Below are 15869 nucleotides of genomic sequence, written 5' to 3' on the forward strand. Positions count from 1 at the left end.
ATGACCAAGGGAAGCGCGTTTGTGCTGGGAGCGACGGGACAGATCGGACGGGCGGCCGTACGGGCGCTCGTCGCGGACGGGTGGGAGGTGACCGCCGCCTCGCGCCGGGGCGGCCGGGACGAGAAGTGGCCGGCGGAGGTCCGGTCGGTGGCGGTGGACCGCGCCGAGGACGGGGCGCTGGCGGCGGCGCTCGGCACCGGCACGGACGTGCTGGTGGACGTCGTGGCCTACGACGCCGGGCACGGGGCGCAGTTGACGGGGCTGGCGGACCGCATCGGGTCGGCCGTGGTGATCTCCAGCTGTTCCGTCTACGAGGACGACCGGGGGCGGAACTTCGACACGCAGGAGGAGCCGGACGGCTTCCCCCGGTATCCGCTGCCGATCCCGGAGACCTGGCGCACGATCGCGCCGGGCCCCGGCTCTTACAGCACCAGGAAGGCGGCGCTGGAGCGCGAACTGCTCGCGGCGGGCGAGCGGCTGCCCGCCACGGTGCTGCGGGCGGCGGCCGTGCACGGCCCGCACTGCCCGGGGCCGCGTGAGCTGTGGTTCGTGAAGCGGGCGCTCGACGGGCGCCCGGTGCGGATCCTGGCGGAGGGCGGTCGGTCGGTCTTCCACCCGGTGCACGTCGACAACCTGGCCGAGCTGATCCGTCTGGCCGCGGCGCAGCCGGGCACGCGCGTGCTCAACGCCGGTGACCCCGTGGCGCCGACGGTCGCGGAGATCGGGGCGGCGATCGACGCGGCGATGGGGGTGACGAGCGAGACGGTCCTCTTCGACGGTCCGCCCGGGAAGGACCGGGTCGGCGCCACACCGTGGACGGCGCCGCATCCGCTGGTCTGTGACATGACTGCGGCGGAGCGGGAGCTGGGCTACCGGCCGGTGGTGACGTACGAGGAGTCCCTGCCGCGCACGATCGAGTTCCTGACCGCGGCGGTGGCGCGGCAGGACTGGCGCGAGGCCTTCCCCGGCCTGGTGAAGTACGGGGTGGACTTCTTCGACTACGCGGCGGAGGACGCCTGGCTGGCCGCGCGCGGCTGACCGGGGGACGGCGGAGGGGCGGCCGCCGTGCGGCGACCGCCCCTCGCTGGTGCTGCGGGTGTTACGGCTGCGGCGTGGCGTGCGGCTCGCACGTCACGTCACTGCTGTCCACCTTGCCGGTGAGCAGGTACGTCTCGACCTTCGGGTTGATGCAGGCGTTCACCAGGCCGGTGACACCGTGCGAACCCGCGTTCTTCTCGGTGATGAGACGTGAGCCCTTGAAGCGCTTGTGCAGCTCGACCGCGCCGGCGTACGGCGTGGCCGCGTCACGCTCGGACTGGACGATGAGCACCGGCGGCAGGCCCTTGCCGGTCTTGACCTCGGTCGGCTTCTGGCGGGGCGCGGACCAGGTGGCGCACGGCAGGTTCATCCAGGCGTTGGCCCAGGTCATGAACGGGTACTGCTCGTGGAGGCGGGAGTTGTCCCGGTCCCACTTCTTCCAGCTGGTCGGCCAGGGCGCGTCGGCGCACTCGACGGCGGTGTAGACGGCGTTGCCGTTCTCCGACGCGATGTTGCCGGCGGTGTCGGTGAGGTCCGCGGCGGCCCCGTCGATGAGGGGCTGCGGGTCACCGGCCGCGTACGCGCTCCAGGCCTCGGCGACCGGGGCCCAGGAGGAGTCGTAGTACGGGGCGCTCTGGAAGAAGCCGATGAGCTCGGCCGGTCCGACCTTGCCGCCCAGGGGCTCCTTCTTGGCGGCGGCGCGCAGGGTCACCCACTGCTGCTGCACCTTCGCCAGGGTGTCGCCGAGGTGGTAGGTGGCGTCGTTCTTGGCGACCCAGTTCATCCAGTCCGTGAGGCGACCCTCGAAGGCGATGTCCTGCTCGAGGTTGGCCTGGTACCAGATGTTGCTCTTCTCCGGGTTGACCACGCTGTCGACGACCATGCGTCGCACGTGGCCCGGGTAGAGCGTGCCGTAGACGGCGCCGAGGTAGGTGCCGTAGGAGACGCCGACGAAGTTGAGCTTCTTCTCGCCGAGCGCGGCCCGGACGACGTCGAGGTCGCGGGCGGTGTTGCGCGTCGTCATGTAGGGCAGCATGTCGCCGCTCTTCTCGGCGCAGCCCTTGGCGTACTCGGCGGCCAGCTTGCGCTGGGCGAGCTTGTCCGCCTCGCTGTCCGGGACCGGGTCGGCCTTCGGACCCTTGACGAACTCGGTCGGGTCGACGCAGGAGATGGGCGCCGAGTGGCCGACACCGCGCGGGTCGAAGCCCACGAAGTCGTAGGCCTTGGCGGTGTTCGCCCAGATCTTGTTCTTGGTGGTGACCCGGCGCGGGAAGCGCAGACCCGAGCCGCCGGGGCCGCCCGGGTTGTAGAGCAGCGCGCCCTGCCGCTCGGCCGGGGTGCCGGTGGCACCGATCCGGTCGACGGCGATCTTGATCTGCTTGCCGTTGGGCCGCGCGTAGTCGAGCGGGACGGTGACGAAGCCGCACTGGATCGGCTTCTCCAGGCCCCAGTCGGCGGGGCAGTCCTGCCAGTCGATGCCCGCCTTCGCGGCGCGGGCGGCGGCGACGGTGGCGCCGCGCGCCTCGTCGTCACGGTTGTGGCTGCTCTGGGCGCTGGCCGTCGGTGCGGCCATGGCGCCGGCTATGAGCGTGGCCGTGACCAGCGTGCCGGCAGAGCCGAACACAGCTGTACGTCTCAAGTGGTCCCTCCCCCTTACGGGCGCAGCCCCCGTGGCAGCGCCGTGTTCCTGTGCTGTCCGGGGGATCCTTTCGTCAAGGTGGCCACGGGTGAAAGGGCGTACACCTGTTTCTTTACCGAACCAATAACCGGAGACCGGTGTACCGCTGAGCGGAACGTCACCAGGGGCAGGTGAGCAGCCCCAGCGCCTCGTCGAGTACGCGCCGCAGGGCGAGGGCGTCGGGGGCCGCGGCGGTGAGCAGGGCGGCGGGACCGGCGAGCGGGGCGAGCACGGCATGCTCGCCGAGCAGCCGGGCCTCGACCGGCTTGTCCGCGAAACCCGCGTCGACGACCAGGAGTTGACCGGTGGCCCGGCAGTCCGCGAGGACCGCGGGACCGTCCCAGCCGGCGGGCGCTCCGGGGCCGTAGCGCAGCTCCTGGTCGAGCAGCGGGCGCCCGGCACGGCGCACGGTGAGCCGGGTGGCGAGGGTGCCGGACGGCTCCCCGTGCCGGCCGAGGATCTGCTCTTCTCGAAGGACGAGACGCGCGGTCGGGGCGAGTTCGACCGTCGTGCGCATGCTGAGCGTGGATCCGGCGGCGGAGACCAGCTGTTCGGGCAGCCAGCGCAGCTCGGCGTCCGCGCCGACGGTGAGCGTGACGTCGTACGTCGCCGGGGCGGCGGACCGCCCGGGCAGGGCGACGGTCGCCGCGGCGGCGTCGACGAGCAGCCGTGCCCCGTCCCGGACGTCCGCGCGCAGGGCGAGCCGGTCGCCGCCGAGCGGTGCGCTCATCGCGCCGACGACGGTGACGCGGGCGTACGGGCCGGCGGCGCGGGTGCGGCGCAGCGCGAGGGGGCCGTCGCTCTCCAGGACCGGAAGGCTGCCGTCCGCCGCGGCGGTGATGCGGGCGGTGGCGGCGAGGCTCATGCGGTCGGGCAGGCTCATGCGGTCCAGTCCGTGAGGCGGGCCCGGACCCAGCCGGCGACGGGCGCGACGCCCTCCTCCGAGCGCAGGGAGGTGAAGGCGACGGGCAGTTCGCCGCGCTGCGCCTTGGCGTCCCGGGCCATCCGCTCCAGGTCGGAGCCGACGTACGGGGCGAGGTCGGTCTTGTTGATCACGAGCAGGTCGGCGGTGGTGACACCGGGGCCGCCCTTGCGCGGGATGTCGTCGCCGCCGGCGACGTCGATGACGAAGATCTGGGCGTCGACGAGACCCTTGGAGAAGGTGGCGGTGAGGTTGTCGCCGCCGGACTCGACGAGGACCAGGTCGAGCGGGCCCACCGCGTGCTCCAGGTCCTCGACGGCTTCGAGGTTGGCGGAGATGTCGTCGCGGATCGCGGTGTGGGGGCAGGCGCCGGTCTCGACGGCCTGGATGCGCTCGGGCGGCAGGACGGCCTCGCGGAGCAGGAACTCGGCATCCTCGCGGGTGTAGATGTCGTTGGTGACGACGGCGAGGGAGAGGGAGTCGCGCAGGGCGCGGCAGAGGGCGGCGACGGTGGCGGTCTTGCCGGAGCCGACGGGGCCGCCGAGGCCGATGCGCAGGGCGCGGCGGGTGCCGTCGGGACGGTGGGCGTCGGCGGAGACGGCGGGGCCGTGGTCGTGGCCGTGGTCGAGGTGCACGGGAACTCCTTGCGGGGCGAGGGGATCAGGAGGCGAAGAGGCGGACGGGCCAGGCCGCGTGCTGCTCGGCGGTGAGGTCGAGCAGCGGGGCGGAGGCCGCGGGCAGCTCGTCCAGGCCCTCCACGAGTGCGAGGGCGGCGCGTTCGGCGGCCTCGGAGGCCACCTCGTCCATGGCGGGGGCGAGGCGGGCGAGGACCGCCGTGGCCTGGAAGGGGTCCAGGCCGAGCAGACGCACGGCCGCGGTCGCGGGACCGCCGACCGTCTCGTACGCGACGCAGTGGGCGGCGTCCTCGGGGCCGAGTCCGGCCGAGCGGGCGGCGGTCCCGAGCACGACCGGCTGGTGGGCGCCGCGGGGGAACGCGGCGGCCAACCGGTCGAGTTCGGGCCCGGGCCAGGCGGTGCGGGCGGCCCGCATCATCTGTCGGCCGAGCCGCCGGGCGGCGGCGCGCAGGGCGGGCGACGGGGTGCGGGCGTCAGCGGCGGCGTCGAGTTCGTGGGGGTCCGCGCCGAGGGCCGCGGCGGCGGCGAGGCCGGCCGAGGTGAGACCGGTGGTGTGCAGCCGGCCGCGGCAGAACGCCTCCAGGTCGCCGGCGTTCCGGAGCCGGCCGGCCTTGACGGCGGCCTCGGCGCCGCCCGAGTGGGCGTGCCCGCCGGCGGGGAACCGCCCGTCGGCGAGCACGAGGAGTGCGGATCGGGTCGTCATCTCGGGTTCTTCGCGGCTCAGAAGAGGAAGTAGCGCTGGGCCATGGGCAGTTCGACGGCGGGGTCCGGTTCGACGTGCTCGCCGTCGATGGTCACCGAGAAGGTGTCGGCGTCGACCTCCACCCGGGGCAGGGCGTCGTTCTCCCGCATGTCGGCCTTGGTGACCCGCCGGGTGGAGCCGATGGCGGTGAACTCCTTGTGCAGGCCGAGCCGCTGCGGCAGGTCGTCCTCGATCGCCGCCTGGGCGACGAAGTTGACCGAGCCCGCCGCGGCGGCCCGCCCGAGCGCGCCGAACATCGGCCGGGGCAGCACCGGCTGGGGGGTCGGGATGGAGGCGTTGGCGTCGCCCATCTGCGCGTAGGCGATCTGGCCGCCCTTGACGACGACGAGTGGCTTGACGCCGAAGAAGGCGGGCTCCCACAGCACCAGGTCGGCGAGCTTGCCGGGTTCGACGGAGCCGACGAGGTGGCCCATGCCCTGGGCGACGGCCGGGTTGATCGTGTACTTGGCGACGTAGCGCCGGGCCCGGTGGTTGTCGGCCGGCCCGTCGCCGGGCAGCGCACCGCGCCGCTTCTTCATGACGTGGGCGGTCTGCCAGGTCCTCATGATCACCTCGCCGATCCGGCCCATGGCCTGGGAGTCGGAGGAGATGATCGAGATGGCGCCGAGGTCGTGCAGGACGTCCTCGGCGGCGATCGTGGAGGGCCGGATGCGGGACTCGGCGAAGGCGAGGTCCTCGGGCACCGCCGGGTTGAGGTGGTGACAGACCATCAGCATGTCGAGGTGTTCCTCGATGGTGTTGACGGTGTGCGGCCGGGTGGGGTTGGTGGAGCTGGGGAGCACGTACGGCTCGGAGACCACGGTGATGATGTCCGGCGCGTGCCCGCCGCCCGCCCCCTCGGTGTGGTACGCGTGGATGCTGCGTCCGGCGATGGCGGCGAGGGTGTCGTCGACGAAGCCCGCCTCGTTGAGCGTGTCGGTGTGGATGGCCAGCTGGGCGCCGGTCTCCTCGCAGACGTCCAGACAGGCGTCGATGACGGCGGGGGTCGCTCCCCAGTCCTCGTGGATCTTGAATCCGAGGGCGCCGCCACGCAGTTGGGAGTGCATGGCCTCGCGGGACGTCGTGTTGCCCTTGCCGAGCAGGCCGATGTTCACGGGGAAGGTGTCCAGGGCCTCGAACATCCGGGCCATGTGCCAGGGGCCGGGGGTGATCGTGGTCGCCTTGGTGCCCTCGGCGGGTCCGGTTCCGCCGCCGACGAGGGTGGTCACGCCGGTGGCGAGGGCCTGTTCGACGACGGTGGGCGAGATGAAGTGCACATGGGTGTCGACGGCGCCGGCCGTGACGATCCGGCCGTTGCCGACGATCACCTCGGTCTCGGGGCCGATGACGAGGTCGGGGTGGACCCCGTCCATGGTGTCGGGGTTGCCGGCCTTGCCCAGGGCGGTGATCCGGCCGTCGCGGATGCCGATGTCGGCCTTGACGATCCCCCAGTGGTCGATGACCACCGCCCCGGTGATGACGGTGTCGGGCGCGCCTTCGGCACGGGTGGTGCGGGACTGGCCCATCGACTCGCGGATGACCTTGCCGCCGCCGAAGACGGCCTCCTCGCCGGCCCGGCCGGGGCCGCCGGAGCGGTCCTCCTCGATCTCGACGAGCAGATCGGTGTCGGCGAGCCGGATGCGGTCGCCGGTGGTGGGGCCGAACAGGTCGGCGTAGACGGCGCGGTGCAGCTCAGGCACGCTCGCCCCCCTTGGTCTCGTCGTGGTCGAGGGGTCCCGCGGTCTCGCCGCGCAGGCCGGGCACGATCCGGCGGCCGGCGATCGGCACGAGCTCGACCTCGACGGGGATGCCGGGTTCGAAGCGGACGGCGGTGCCCGCCGCGATGTTCAGGCGCAGTCCGCGGGCGCCGGCGCGGTCGAAGTCGAGACCCGGGTTGGCCTCGGCGAAGTGGTAGTGGGAGCCGACCTGGACGGGCCGGTCGGCGGCGTTGAGAACGGTGAGGCGGGTGACGGGGCGGCCCTCGTTGAGGGTCACCGGCCCGTCCCCGTAAAGGATCTCTCCGGGGATCATCGGTGACGGCCCGCCTTCACACGATCGGGTCATGGACGGTGACGAGCTTGGTCCCGTCGGGGAAGGTGGCCTCGACCTGCACGTCGTGGATCATCTCGGGGATGCCGTCCATGACCTCGTCGCGGGTGATCACCTTGCGCCCGGAGGCCATCAGCTCGGCGACGGTGCGGCCGTCCCTGGCTCCTTCGAGGACGTGCGAGGTGATGAGCGCGACGGCCTCGGGATGGTTGAGCCGCACACCGCGCGCCCGGCGCTTCTCGGCCACGTCGGCCGCGACATGAATGAGCAGGCGCTCCTGCTCGTGGGGGCTGAGTTGCACGCTTCCACCTCACTGTCTTCCACCGGGTGAGTCACCCGGACAGCAGCGGACCATAGCGATCTTCAACACTCTGTTGAGCCACGAGACGGGCCGCTGGGCCAGACATTGCAGGTTAGGGCGGAAGTTTTTCCGGCTCGTTAACTAGGGCTTTGCATGTGCATGGACATGAGTCCGCGCAGGCCGTCCTCCAGCATCCCGGCCTCGACGTCTCCGAAGAGCGCCTGCTGGGCGATGAATCCCTGGGCGAGCGCGATGAGGGTTCTGGCCATGTGGTCGGGTGCCACGTCGGCCGCCATGAGCCCGTTCTCGCGGTACGCCACGACGAGCTCGGCCCAGAGCTCGCGCATGCCGTGGAAGCCGGCGCCGAGCGTGGCGGCGAGCCGCTCGTCGCGCAGGGTCTCGCTCCAGACCTGGAGGATCAGCCGGCCGAAGGCCGTCCGGTCGGCGCCCGGGATCCGCTCCTCCAGGAAGAGCCGCAGGACCGCGCCCAGCAGCACGTCGGGGGTGGGCGGCGGCACGGCCCGCGAGGCCTCCTCGAAGGCACTGCGGATACCCGCGAAGGCTTCGTCGGCGATGGCGGCGATCAGCTCGTCCTTGCCGCGGAAGTAGCGGTAGACGGCCCCCGCCGACAGGCCCGCCTCGGCCAGGACGTCCTGCATGGAGGTGGCGTGGAAACCGTTACGGGCGAAGCAGCGCGCGGCGCCGTCCAGGATCTGGCGGCGGCGGGCGTCGAGGTGTTCCTGCGAGACGCGAGCCATGCCCCCAAAGTAAAACGAACATTCATTCTTGACAAGCGACGAGCCCGGCGGGACAGTGACCGCGAACGTAAAACGAACGATCCTTCTCTTTAATCGTCCCCTGGAATCGAGCTGCGACATGCCCGCCTCAGAGACCCGCAAGACCGTCGCGGTGATCCTGCTGATCCCCGCCGTCGTGGCGTTCGCCCTCTGGGCCTTCGCCTGGCCCGCCGCCCGGACGGCCCCGCGCGACCTGCCCGTCGGGCTGGCCGGGCCCGCCACCGCCACCGCACCCATGGAGCAGCGGCTCACCGCCCACGAGGGCGCGTTCGCGGTGCACCGCTACGACACGGCCGCCGCCGCCCGCGAGGCGATCGAGGACCGGACCGTATACGGCGCGATCGTCGCCGGCCCGCAGGGCCCCGAGCTCCTGACCGCCTCCGCCGCGAGCCCGGTCGTCGCCGGGATGCTGCGCGAGGCCGTCGCCGGACAGCTGCCGCCCGGAACCCCCCTCAAGGTCACCGACGTCGTCGCGGCGCCGGCGGCCGATCCGCGGGGCGCCGTCCTCTCCGCCGGCCTGCTGCCGCTCGCCCTCGCCGGGGCCGCGTCCGGCATCGTCACCACCCTGCTCGGCCTGCGCGGAGGCCGCGCGGTCGCGGCACTCGCCGGGGCCGCCACCCTCGCCGGCCTGGCCGGCACGGCCCTCGCACACAGTTGGCTCGGGGCGCTCACGGGGTCCTGGTGGGCCGAGGCCGGCGTCCTCGCCCTCACCGTCCTGGCCATCGGCTCGACGATCGCCGGGCTCGCCGCCCTTTTGGGCAAGCCGGGCATCGGCGTCGGCGCCGTCCTCATGATCCTGCTCGGCAACCCCTACTCCGGCGTTTCCGGCGCGCCGGAACTCCTCCCCTCCCCCGTGGGCACGCTCGGCCAGTGGCTCGTGCCGGGCGCGGCCGGTACGGCGCTGCGCTCGGTGTCGTCCTTCGGCGGCGCCGGCGCGGGGTCCGCGCTCCTGGTCCTGGCGGCGTGGGCGGTGGCCGGACTGACCGCCGTCCTGATCGGCGCCCGCCGCGCGAAGGCCCAGCCCGCCGCGTCCGCGCCGGAGGCAGCGTCGCTGGAGGTGGCGCCGGCCTGAGGCCCGCGCGTCGAGAGGCGGGCGCCACGGAGGTCCACCGGACCGCCGGATCGGCAGACCGGCCGGCACGAGGGCCGGCAGCCCGGCAACGGACAACCGGACAGCCGGGCGACCGGGCGACCGGGCGACCGGGCGACCGGCAGGAAGGAAGGCCGGCTGCCCGGCAACGGACAACCGGCTGGAAGGAAGTCCGGCGGCCCGGCGGACACGGAAACCGGCGGCCCGGCAACGGATACGGAAACCGGCGGCCCGGCGACACGAAGGCCGGCGGTCCGGCACGCACGGAAGGAAGGCCGCGCGCCTGCGTCCCGCGAGGGACGGGGCGCGCGGCCTTCTCGCGTGTCCGTCAGCCCTTGCCGGCCATCAGCCCGCGCCGTCCGTCAACCGCCGCGCGTCACGCCTCGGGTGCGCCCGGATCGCGGTGGTGGGCGGCGATACCGAAGCGGCGCTGTTCACCCGCAGCGGACGTGATGCTGCGGACGGAGGAGACGGAGCTGATCACCTGCTCCTCGGCGGGCACCTCCGCCGCCTCGAGTCGTTCCAGGTCAGCGGCGGAAACGAGGGCGACGAGGGGCTTGCCGTGCCGGGTCACGACCACGCGCTCACCGCCGTAGACGACGCGGTTGATGAGGTCCGCGAGCTCTGCGCGCGCTTGCGTCACCGGAATCTCATAAGCCATGCTCCTCATCTTACGGGCTGTACGTCCTGTACATTTTTTACAGAGGAGCGTCATGCGTCACGCCATGCGATACGTCCTTCCGGAGTTCACCGAGCGCACGAGCTTCGGGACCCGCACCCTCGACCCGTACTCGAAGCTGCTCCAGGAGCGGATCGTCTTCCTGGGCACACCGGTCGACGAGACCTCGGCCAACGACGTCATCGCCCAGTTCCTGCATCTCGACCACTCCGCCCCGGAGCAGGTGATCAGCCTCTACATCAACTCCCCCGGCGGTTCGATCAGCGCGATGACGTCGATCTACGACACGATCCGCACGGTCTCGTGCGAGGTGGAGACCATCTGCCTCGGCCAGGCCGTCGGGCCCGCCGCGGTACTGCTCACGGCCGGTTCGCCGGGGCGCCGGCTCGCCCTGCCGGGAGCCAGGATCGTCCTCCAGCAGCCCACGCTCGACGAGCCGTTGCAGGGGCAGCCCAGCGATCTCGACATCCACGCACGGGAATTGCTGCGCCAGCGCGCACTCGTGGCCGGACTGCTCGCGGAGCACACCGGGCAGGACCTCGACCGGATCGAGGCCGACATCGACCGGACGACGGTGCTCGACGCGGCCGGCGCCCTGGAGTACGGGCTGGTGGACCACGTGGTGAAGAGCCGTCGCTCGTCCGCCGGCGAGAGGTGACGCCGCCATGGTCCCGGAGCTGCCGCCGCTGCCCTCGCTGACGCGCGCCGAGGGCGAGTTCGTGGACGCGTACCTCGAAGTCATCGACCTCCTGGGGAGGATCAATCCATCCAGGTCCTCGCATACTTATGGGGCCCTGAGGGCCGCTCAGGCCCTGGTGGGACGGGCGACGGCGCTCCGGGACGCCGTGACGCTCATGCATATGCGGGGCGAGAGCGAGGTCCACGCGGCCACATTGGCGCGTGCCCTACGGGTGTTGGACGGAGAGCGGCGCTCGGGGCGCGTCACCGTCCCCGGAGAGCAGACGAGTTGACAGTGTCGCGTGTCGTGTCGAGGTCCACTCGGGGCACACGGACCGCAGAATCGCTCCCTCGTTCGGCGTAGTCGATGAATCGACATGGAGCTCAGGTAAGTTGCGCAACAGGTGTACGCATCTGGCGGAATCAGGCATTCCATGCCTGGTGAAGGGCTCGTCGGGCAAACCTCCGAAGATCGCGAAACCTGACTGTCCACTCGAATGGATCAGTCGTGAGGAGCCTCACATATCGCTGTTTCAGCTCGGATTTCGACCCGACTGTGAGTCAAGATCCCTGTCGACGACAAGCCCCCGCCACCCGAGGCGGGGCGGTCCGGGCGGACGCCGAGTCCTGCCGCTGTCCCGGACGTCTGGTCGACAGGAGTGGATCGGCAGGAGTGGAGGACCCGAGCAACACGGGACGTGCCCGCAAGGGTGACGTCCCTCGGGGTGAAGCCGCAGCCGCGGCCGGGCATCTTCGCCTGCCCGAACCCGACAGGTCATCCTTCACAGGCGGCTGACGAAGGGTTGCGCATGACTGCGCAGATTCATGTCCCGTCCCTGCTGTCCCGGGCCGGAGCCGTCTCGGCTCTCACCCTCGCCGCCGTCGGCGGCACGCTGCTCGCCCCAGGAGCGGCGCCGGAGGCCCAGGCCGCGAGCTCCTACGCCAACACGGCACTGGGCATCGCCGCCTCGAAGAAGGGATCGCCTTACAAGTACGGTGCTGCGGGCCCCAGCAGGTTCGACTGCTCGGGTCTCACGCTCTACTCGTTCAAGAAGGCGGGCAAGACGCTGCCCCGCACCGCGCAGCAGCAGTACAACAAGACGCGTCACATCACGGCGTCCAGCCGCCAGAAGGGGGACCTCGTCTTCTTCCATTCCGGCGGAAGGGTCTACCACGTCGGAATCTACGCGGGTAACAACAAGATCTGGCACTCCCCGAAGACCGGCTCGTGGGTGAAGCTCGACCGGATCTGGACCTCGAAGGTGCTGTACGGCCGCGTCCGCTGACCCGCCGACCCCGCCGACCCCCGCGGATCCCTCCGGCCCTCACCGGCCCGCGGATCGCGCCGGGTCCCCCAGGATCCGTGCGGGCCCTCACCGGCCCGCGGATTCCGCCGGACCCGCCCAGCGGCCGCCCGGCCCCGCGCCCCGTCCGTCCCCGCGCCCCCCGTCCCAGGGGGCGTCGTCCCGGGGACGGGCGGTCGCGGGGCGGGACCCGGGGAGGCCGTCCGGCCGGGACGCCGTGGACGACGGCGTCCGTCGGATGGCCGACCGGGCCGCCCGGGGGTACGGTCACCCCATATCCGCCCGGTGCGACGCCGACCGGGCGGAGCGGGCTCACGGCGCGCCGGTCCGGGTCCGCTCTACCGGGGCGTCAGCGCCGCCGCCGTCCAGGGCAGTCGGATCCAGACCGTCTTGCCGCCGTCCGGTGTCGGCTGCACCGAGAGGCGGCCGCCGGCCTCCGCGGCGAGCCAGCGGATGATGACCATGCCGCGTCCGTTGTCCTGCTGCACGGCCGCCGGGAGGCGCCGGGGCCAGCGCGGGTGGCTGTCGGTCACGCCGATGTGCAGCTGCTCGTCGCGTTCGAGGCGGATGTCGACGGTGAAGGTGGGCGACTGACCGAAGGTGTGCTGCACGGCGTTGGTCGCCAGCTCGGAGACGATCAGCCGGACCGAGTCCGCCGCGTCGGTCGAGCTCCCGAGGCCCCAGGAGGTGAGGACCTCGGCGACGTACCTCCGCGCGGCGGACACCGAGGCGGGATCGCTCGGCAGCGTGACGGTTGCTTCCTGGTGGTCTGCCATGGCGACGCTGTCCCTTTCCCACCGGGCCCCGCCCGGATTGCACTTCGCGTCAGGGTGCCACCGATCGTGCCGCCCTGCCCGGCGATCCACCGAGACGGAGGGGTATCTGTCGCCCGAAGCGGTGAACCGTGCGACGGGCGAGCGGATCCCGACTCGGCGTGCCTGTAAGGCCCTTGAGCGGGCACACGGGCCCCATGACCGTGTCCAAGAGCACCGTTCTCGTCCTCGACAGCAGCGATCCCGAACCCCTCGCCCGCTTCTACGCCACCCTGCTGGGCGGCACCGTCGAACCGGCTGCGGGCGATCCCGATTTGCTCCTGATCTCCTCTCCCACCGGCATCGTCCTCGGCATCCAGCGCGACCTGGGCCAGGCGCCGCCCAGCTGGCCCAGGCCGGAGGACTCCCAGCAGGCCCACCTGCGGATCCTGGTCGCACCCGAAGCCCTCGACGAGGCCGAACGGGAGGCCATCACCCTGGGCGCCCGGCCGGTGGCGGCGGAGCTCGACGGCACCCGCCTCGACCGGCGCTCCGCCCTGCGGCGCTGCACCGATCCGGCCGGCCATCCCTTCGTCATCGCCGCGGCCGTGGCGCCGGATGTTTCCCCGTGAGCCGAGCGGGCAGCCGCCCACGCAGCCCGATGTCCCTCGTCCGAGCAGAAGCACGGAAGGACGATCATGAGCCACCACGAGCGCCGGCGAACCCTCCCCCCGGACAGGCCCCCGCGCACCACACCGTCGGAAGCCGTCGGCGAGGCCGGTGACGAGGCGGCCCGCCGGGAGGCCGAAGAGGCGGTACGCGGCAGGCCCGACACCGACGCGGGCGGCATGGACGCCAAGCGCCAGTCGCCCGGCACAGGCCGTGAGGAACAGCGCCGTCCGCACGCAGACGACGCCGGAGAGGTACCGGACTAGGCCGCCTCGTACGGTCCGGGCCTGGTCTGTCCGGGCTCGGCCCGGGCCGGACCGGGGCGCGGAGGTGCGCCGCGGACGGCGGGCGCGCGCTTGTGCCGGCCGACCGCCACCAGGACGACGGTGATGCTGATCAGCAGGGACCAGGCGCCGAACTTCTCCACGCCGACGGGCTGCCACCCGTGGAGCTGGTACGGGTAGCGCCAGGCGCCCACGTACGTGGCGAGGTTCTCCGCCAGCCACAGGAAGAAGCCGATCAGGACGAACGACAGGGCCAACGGCATCCGCAGGCGGGCACCGCGCACCGTGAACCGCGCGGAGGTGCCCGCCGTGACGCCCACCAGCATGACGGCCAGGGGCCAGCGCACGTCCGGCAGCCAGTGATGGGTGAAGAAGTTCAGGTAGACCGCCGCGGCCACCACCGCCGTCGACCTGGGCCGGTAGCGGACCAGCTCCAGGTCGAAGAGGTGCCAGGCCCGGCAGACGTAACTGCCGACGGCGGCGTAGAGGAACCCCCCGTACAAGGGGACGCCGGCGAACTTCAGCACGGCCGGCTCGGGATAGCTCCACGAGCCGAGCGACACCTTCACCAGCTCGAAGGCCAGGCCGATGACATGGCAGACGCCGATGACGGCGATGTCCCGCCCGGACTCCCAGCCGCGCACCCAGAAGAGCAGCGTGAGCAGCACGCCGTACACGACGAGCAGGTCGTAACGCGCCACCGGAAGACCGGGCAGCAGGGTGGAGGCCGCCACCCCGGACAGCAGCGCGATCGCGAAGGCGCAGGCCCGGGTCTGCGTCCAGGCGAACACGAGCAGGCGGCGGGAGGACGAGGTCAGGAAGCCTGTGAAGGGAGCGGGGAAGGTCGGCATGGTGCGCTCTAGGACGAGCGCGCAGGGGCGTGCGGTTGCGGCGCGCCCGCCACCGCTACGGACCGGGCGCGCGGGCGCGCGCCCGGTCGCGGGCGGCCGGTCTCAGACGGCCGCGCCCTTGGGGGCCGTGCGGACGATCGTCGCGACCGCGCGCTCGATCTCGTGGTCCGTGAGGTCCGCGCGGGCGGTCAGACGGAGCCGGGAGATGCCGTCCGGGACCGACGGAGGTCGGAAACAGCCGACGGCGAGACCGAGTTCACGGCAGTCGGCGGCCCAGCGGAGCGCCTCATTCGGGCCCGGGGCGCGGACCGAGACCACGGCCGCATCGGGGCGTACGGCGGTCAGGCCGGCCTCGGTGAGGAGCCGGTGCAGCGTGCCCGCGACGGTACGGGCCCGGTCGGCGAGGGCCGGCTCGGCGGCGATCAGCCGCAGGCTCGCGAGGGCGGCACCCGTGGCGGCCGGGGCGAGTCCCGTGTCGAAGATGAAGGTGCGGGCGGCGTTCACCAGGTGCTCGATCACCCGGGCCGGGCCGAGCACGGCACCGCCCTGGCTGCCCAGCGACTTGGAGAGCGTGAGGGTCGCGACGACGTCCGGGGCGCCCGCGAGCCCCGCCTCGTGGAGGGCGCCGCGCCCGCCGGCGCCGAGCACGCCGAGCCCGTGCGCGTCGTCGACGACCAGGCCCGCGCCGTGCGCCCGGCAGGCCGTCGCGAGCGCCGCGAGCGGTGCCTTGTCGCCGTCGACCGAGAAGACGGAGTCGCTGACCACGAGTGCCGGGCGGTCCGGGTGCGCGCCGAGCGTCTTGGCGACGGCCTCGGGGTCGGCGTGCGGGACGACCGCCGTCTCGGCCCGGGAGAGCCGGCAGCCGTCGACGATCGACGCGTGGTTGCCCGCGTCCGAGACGATCAGCCCGTCCCGGGCGGACAGCGCGGTGAGCGCGGCCAGGTTCGCGGTGTATCCGGAGGAGAAGACGAGCGCCGCCTCGAAACCGGTGAACTCGGCGAGTTCACGCTCCAGCCGGGCGTGCAGCCGGGTCGAGCCGGTGACGAGCCGCGAGCCGGTGGAACCCGCGCCCCAGCGGCGGGCCGCCGCGGCCGCCGCCTCGGTGATCTCCGCGCGGCGGGTGAGACCGAGGTAGTCGTTGCTCGCGAGGTCGAGCAGCTCCGACTCGGCCGCTCGCGGCCGCAGCGTCCGCACGAGACCCGCGTCCGCGCGCTGCCGGGCCGCGGTCTCGGTCCAGGCGAAGGCGGCCCTGCGGGGGTCCGGGCCCTCCCTCGGCTCCGGCACGTCCTGCGGGTCCTCGGCGTACGGCGGCATGGCAGATCCTTTTGTAGGCAGCCCACAGACCCTAACGGTCCGGGCCCGGGGACATGGTGTGGCCATACACACACATCAAACCGGTC

19 protein-coding genes and 1 riboswitch are annotated in these 15869 nt (G+C 72.8%); of the genes, 7 read left to right on the forward strand and 12 right to left on the reverse strand.

Going from position 1 to position 15869, the window contains the following annotated elements; translation table 11 throughout:
* On the forward strand, positions 1 to 1038 hold the full coding sequence (locus tag ACIRQF_RS12350) for an NAD-dependent epimerase/dehydratase family protein (RefSeq protein WP_376631702.1): 1038 nt from the start codon (positions 1 to 3) through the stop codon (positions 1036 to 1038).
* A 61-nt stretch (positions 1039 to 1099) separates the two neighbouring features.
* Here the strand turns inward: ACIRQF_RS12350 and ACIRQF_RS12355 are convergent, their stop codons facing one another.
* From ACIRQF_RS12355 to ACIRQF_RS12390, 8 genes are all read right to left on the reverse strand, one after another.
* Complete coding sequence (locus ACIRQF_RS12355; protein WP_404091448.1) at positions 1100 to 2677, reverse strand: alpha/beta hydrolase; 1578 nt, start codon at positions 2675 to 2677, stop codon at positions 1100 to 1102.
* Positions 2678 to 2834: 157 nt separating this feature from the next.
* The gene (locus ACIRQF_RS12360; protein WP_404091790.1) at positions 2835 to 3581 is read right to left on the reverse strand and encodes an urease accessory protein UreD; all 747 of its coding nucleotides are present in this window, start codon (positions 3579 to 3581) and stop codon (positions 2835 to 2837) included.
* A gap of 14 nt (positions 3582 to 3595) precedes the next feature.
* Positions 3596 to 4273: an urease accessory protein UreG gene (gene ureG / locus ACIRQF_RS12365; protein WP_404091450.1), complete on the reverse strand. Its 678-nt coding sequence runs from the start codon at positions 4271 to 4273 to the stop codon at positions 3596 to 3598.
* A 25-nt stretch (positions 4274 to 4298) separates the two neighbouring features.
* Positions 4299 to 4976, reverse strand: coding sequence for an urease accessory protein UreF (locus tag ACIRQF_RS12370; protein WP_404091453.1), 678 nt, complete (start codon positions 4974 to 4976; stop codon positions 4299 to 4301).
* A gap of 17 nt (positions 4977 to 4993) precedes the next feature.
* Positions 4994 to 6715: an urease subunit alpha gene (locus tag ACIRQF_RS12375; protein ID WP_404091456.1), complete on the reverse strand. Its 1722-nt coding sequence runs from the start codon at positions 6713 to 6715 to the stop codon at positions 4994 to 4996.
* The gene (locus ACIRQF_RS12380; RefSeq protein WP_376631712.1) at positions 6708 to 7046 is read right to left on the reverse strand and encodes an urease subunit beta; all 339 of its coding nucleotides are present in this window, start codon (positions 7044 to 7046) and stop codon (positions 6708 to 6710) included. Before ACIRQF_RS12380 ends, ACIRQF_RS12375 begins: the two co-directional genes overlap by 8 nt.
* A gap of 16 nt (positions 7047 to 7062) precedes the next feature.
* Complete coding sequence (locus ACIRQF_RS12385; RefSeq protein ID WP_376631714.1) at positions 7063 to 7365, reverse strand: urease subunit gamma; 303 nt, start codon at positions 7363 to 7365, stop codon at positions 7063 to 7065.
* A gap of 137 nt (positions 7366 to 7502) precedes the next feature.
* Entirely contained in the window at positions 7503 to 8123 is a 621-nt protein-coding gene (locus ACIRQF_RS12390; RefSeq protein ID WP_376631716.1) for a TetR/AcrR family transcriptional regulator, read from the reverse strand.
* 118 nt (positions 8124 to 8241) lie between these two features.
* Here ACIRQF_RS12390 and ACIRQF_RS12395 point away from each other — a divergent pair, with 118 nt between their 5' ends.
* A complete protein-coding gene (locus ACIRQF_RS12395; protein ID WP_404091461.1) occupies positions 8242 to 9234 on the forward strand; it encodes an ABC transporter permease in 993 nt (330 codons plus the stop codon).
* Between the two features lie 394 nt (positions 9235 to 9628).
* Here the strand turns inward: ACIRQF_RS12395 and ACIRQF_RS12400 are convergent, their stop codons facing one another.
* Entirely contained in the window at positions 9629 to 9913 is a 285-nt protein-coding gene (locus ACIRQF_RS12400) for a type II toxin-antitoxin system Phd/YefM family antitoxin (protein WP_376631720.1), read from the reverse strand.
* A gap of 52 nt (positions 9914 to 9965) precedes the next feature.
* Here ACIRQF_RS12400 and ACIRQF_RS12405 point away from each other — a divergent pair, with 52 nt between their 5' ends.
* The 3 genes from ACIRQF_RS12405 (at position 9966) to ACIRQF_RS12415 (ending at position 11895) form a co-directional block, all read left to right on the forward strand.
* Positions 9966 to 10589, forward strand: coding sequence for an ATP-dependent Clp protease proteolytic subunit (locus ACIRQF_RS12405; RefSeq protein ID WP_404091463.1), 624 nt, complete (start codon positions 9966 to 9968; stop codon positions 10587 to 10589).
* A gap of 7 nt (positions 10590 to 10596) precedes the next feature.
* A complete protein-coding gene (locus ACIRQF_RS12410) occupies positions 10597 to 10902 on the forward strand; it encodes a hypothetical protein (RefSeq protein WP_404091466.1) in 306 nt (101 codons plus the stop codon).
* Between the two features lie 315 nt (positions 10903 to 11217).
* Positions 11218 to 11415: riboswitch (cyclic di-AMP (ydaO/yuaA leader) on the forward strand.
* A gap of 3 nt (positions 11416 to 11418) precedes the next feature.
* Positions 11419 to 11895: a C40 family peptidase gene (locus ACIRQF_RS12415; protein ID WP_376631726.1), complete on the forward strand. Its 477-nt coding sequence runs from the start codon at positions 11419 to 11421 to the stop codon at positions 11893 to 11895.
* 356 nt (positions 11896 to 12251) lie between these two features.
* Here ACIRQF_RS12415 and ACIRQF_RS12420 read toward each other — a convergent pair whose 3' ends face one another.
* The gene (locus ACIRQF_RS12420; protein WP_376631727.1) at positions 12252 to 12689 is read right to left on the reverse strand and encodes an ATP-binding protein; all 438 of its coding nucleotides are present in this window, start codon (positions 12687 to 12689) and stop codon (positions 12252 to 12254) included.
* Positions 12690 to 12883: 194 nt separating this feature from the next.
* On the opposite strand from ACIRQF_RS12420, the gene ACIRQF_RS12425 reads away from it, so the two are divergent.
* Both ACIRQF_RS12425 and ACIRQF_RS12430 read left to right on the forward strand, forming a co-directional pair.
* Entirely contained in the window at positions 12884 to 13297 is a 414-nt protein-coding gene (locus ACIRQF_RS12425; protein WP_376631729.1) for a VOC family protein, read from the forward strand.
* Positions 13298 to 13363: 66 nt separating this feature from the next.
* Entirely contained in the window at positions 13364 to 13600 is a 237-nt protein-coding gene (locus ACIRQF_RS12430) for a hypothetical protein (RefSeq protein ID WP_376631731.1), read from the forward strand.
* On the opposite strand, the gene ACIRQF_RS12435 is transcribed toward ACIRQF_RS12430, so the two are convergent.
* Together ACIRQF_RS12435 and ACIRQF_RS12440 are read right to left on the reverse strand one after the other, a co-directional pair.
* A complete protein-coding gene (locus ACIRQF_RS12435) occupies positions 13597 to 14469 on the reverse strand; it encodes a DUF817 domain-containing protein (protein ID WP_404091472.1) in 873 nt (290 codons plus the stop codon). The two genes, ACIRQF_RS12430 and ACIRQF_RS12435, sit on opposite strands and share 4 nt — an antisense overlap.
* 102 nt (positions 14470 to 14571) lie before the next feature.
* Positions 14572 to 15783 (reverse strand): 8-amino-7-oxononanoate synthase, encoded by a 1212-nt coding sequence (locus tag ACIRQF_RS12440; RefSeq protein ID WP_404091475.1) that lies wholly within the window; start codon positions 15781 to 15783, stop codon positions 14572 to 14574.
* Positions 15784 to 15869: the final 86 nt, after the last annotated feature.

The sequence above is a fragment of the Streptomyces sp. NPDC101191 genome (genome assembly GCF_044767915.1).
Lineage (GTDB): Bacteria > Actinomycetota > Actinomycetes > Streptomycetales > Streptomycetaceae > Streptomyces.

Coding starts and splice junctions, on each gene's coding strand:
- ACIRQF_RS12350 (WP_376631702.1), top strand. CDS start 1: ATGACCAAGGGAAGCGCGTTTGTGCTGGGAGCGACGGGACAGATCGGA.
- ACIRQF_RS12360 (WP_404091790.1), bottom strand. CDS start 3,581: ATGAGCCTCGCCGCCACCGCCCGCATCACCGCCGCGGCGGACGGCAGC.
- ACIRQF_RS12370 (WP_404091453.1), bottom strand. CDS start 4,976: ATGACGACCCGATCCGCACTCCTCGTGCTCGCCGACGGGCGGTTCCCC.
- ACIRQF_RS12380 (WP_376631712.1), bottom strand. CDS start 7,046: ATGATCCCCGGAGAGATCCTTTACGGGGACGGGCCGGTGACCCTCAAC.
- ACIRQF_RS12390 (WP_376631716.1), bottom strand. CDS start 8,123: ATGGCTCGCGTCTCGCAGGAACACCTCGACGCCCGCCGCCGCCAGATC.
- ACIRQF_RS12395 (WP_404091461.1), top strand. CDS start 8,242: ATGCCCGCCTCAGAGACCCGCAAGACCGTCGCGGTGATCCTGCTGATC.
- ACIRQF_RS12400 (WP_376631720.1), bottom strand. CDS start 9,913: ATGGCTTATGAGATTCCGGTGACGCAAGCGCGCGCAGAGCTCGCGGAC.
- ACIRQF_RS12405 (WP_404091463.1), top strand. CDS start 9,966: ATGCGTCACGCCATGCGATACGTCCTTCCGGAGTTCACCGAGCGCACG.
- ACIRQF_RS12410 (WP_404091466.1), top strand. CDS start 10,597: ATGGTCCCGGAGCTGCCGCCGCTGCCCTCGCTGACGCGCGCCGAGGGC.
- ACIRQF_RS12415 (WP_376631726.1), top strand. CDS start 11,419: ATGACTGCGCAGATTCATGTCCCGTCCCTGCTGTCCCGGGCCGGAGCC.
- ACIRQF_RS12420 (WP_376631727.1), bottom strand. CDS start 12,689: ATGGCAGACCACCAGGAAGCAACCGTCACGCTGCCGAGCGATCCCGCC.
- ACIRQF_RS12425 (WP_376631729.1), top strand. CDS start 12,884: ATGACCGTGTCCAAGAGCACCGTTCTCGTCCTCGACAGCAGCGATCCC.
- ACIRQF_RS12430 (WP_376631731.1), top strand. CDS start 13,364: ATGAGCCACCACGAGCGCCGGCGAACCCTCCCCCCGGACAGGCCCCCG.
- ACIRQF_RS12435 (WP_404091472.1), bottom strand. CDS start 14,469: ATGCCGACCTTCCCCGCTCCCTTCACAGGCTTCCTGACCTCGTCCTCC.
- ACIRQF_RS12440 (WP_404091475.1), bottom strand. CDS start 15,783: ATGCCGCCGTACGCCGAGGACCCGCAGGACGTGCCGGAGCCGAGGGAG.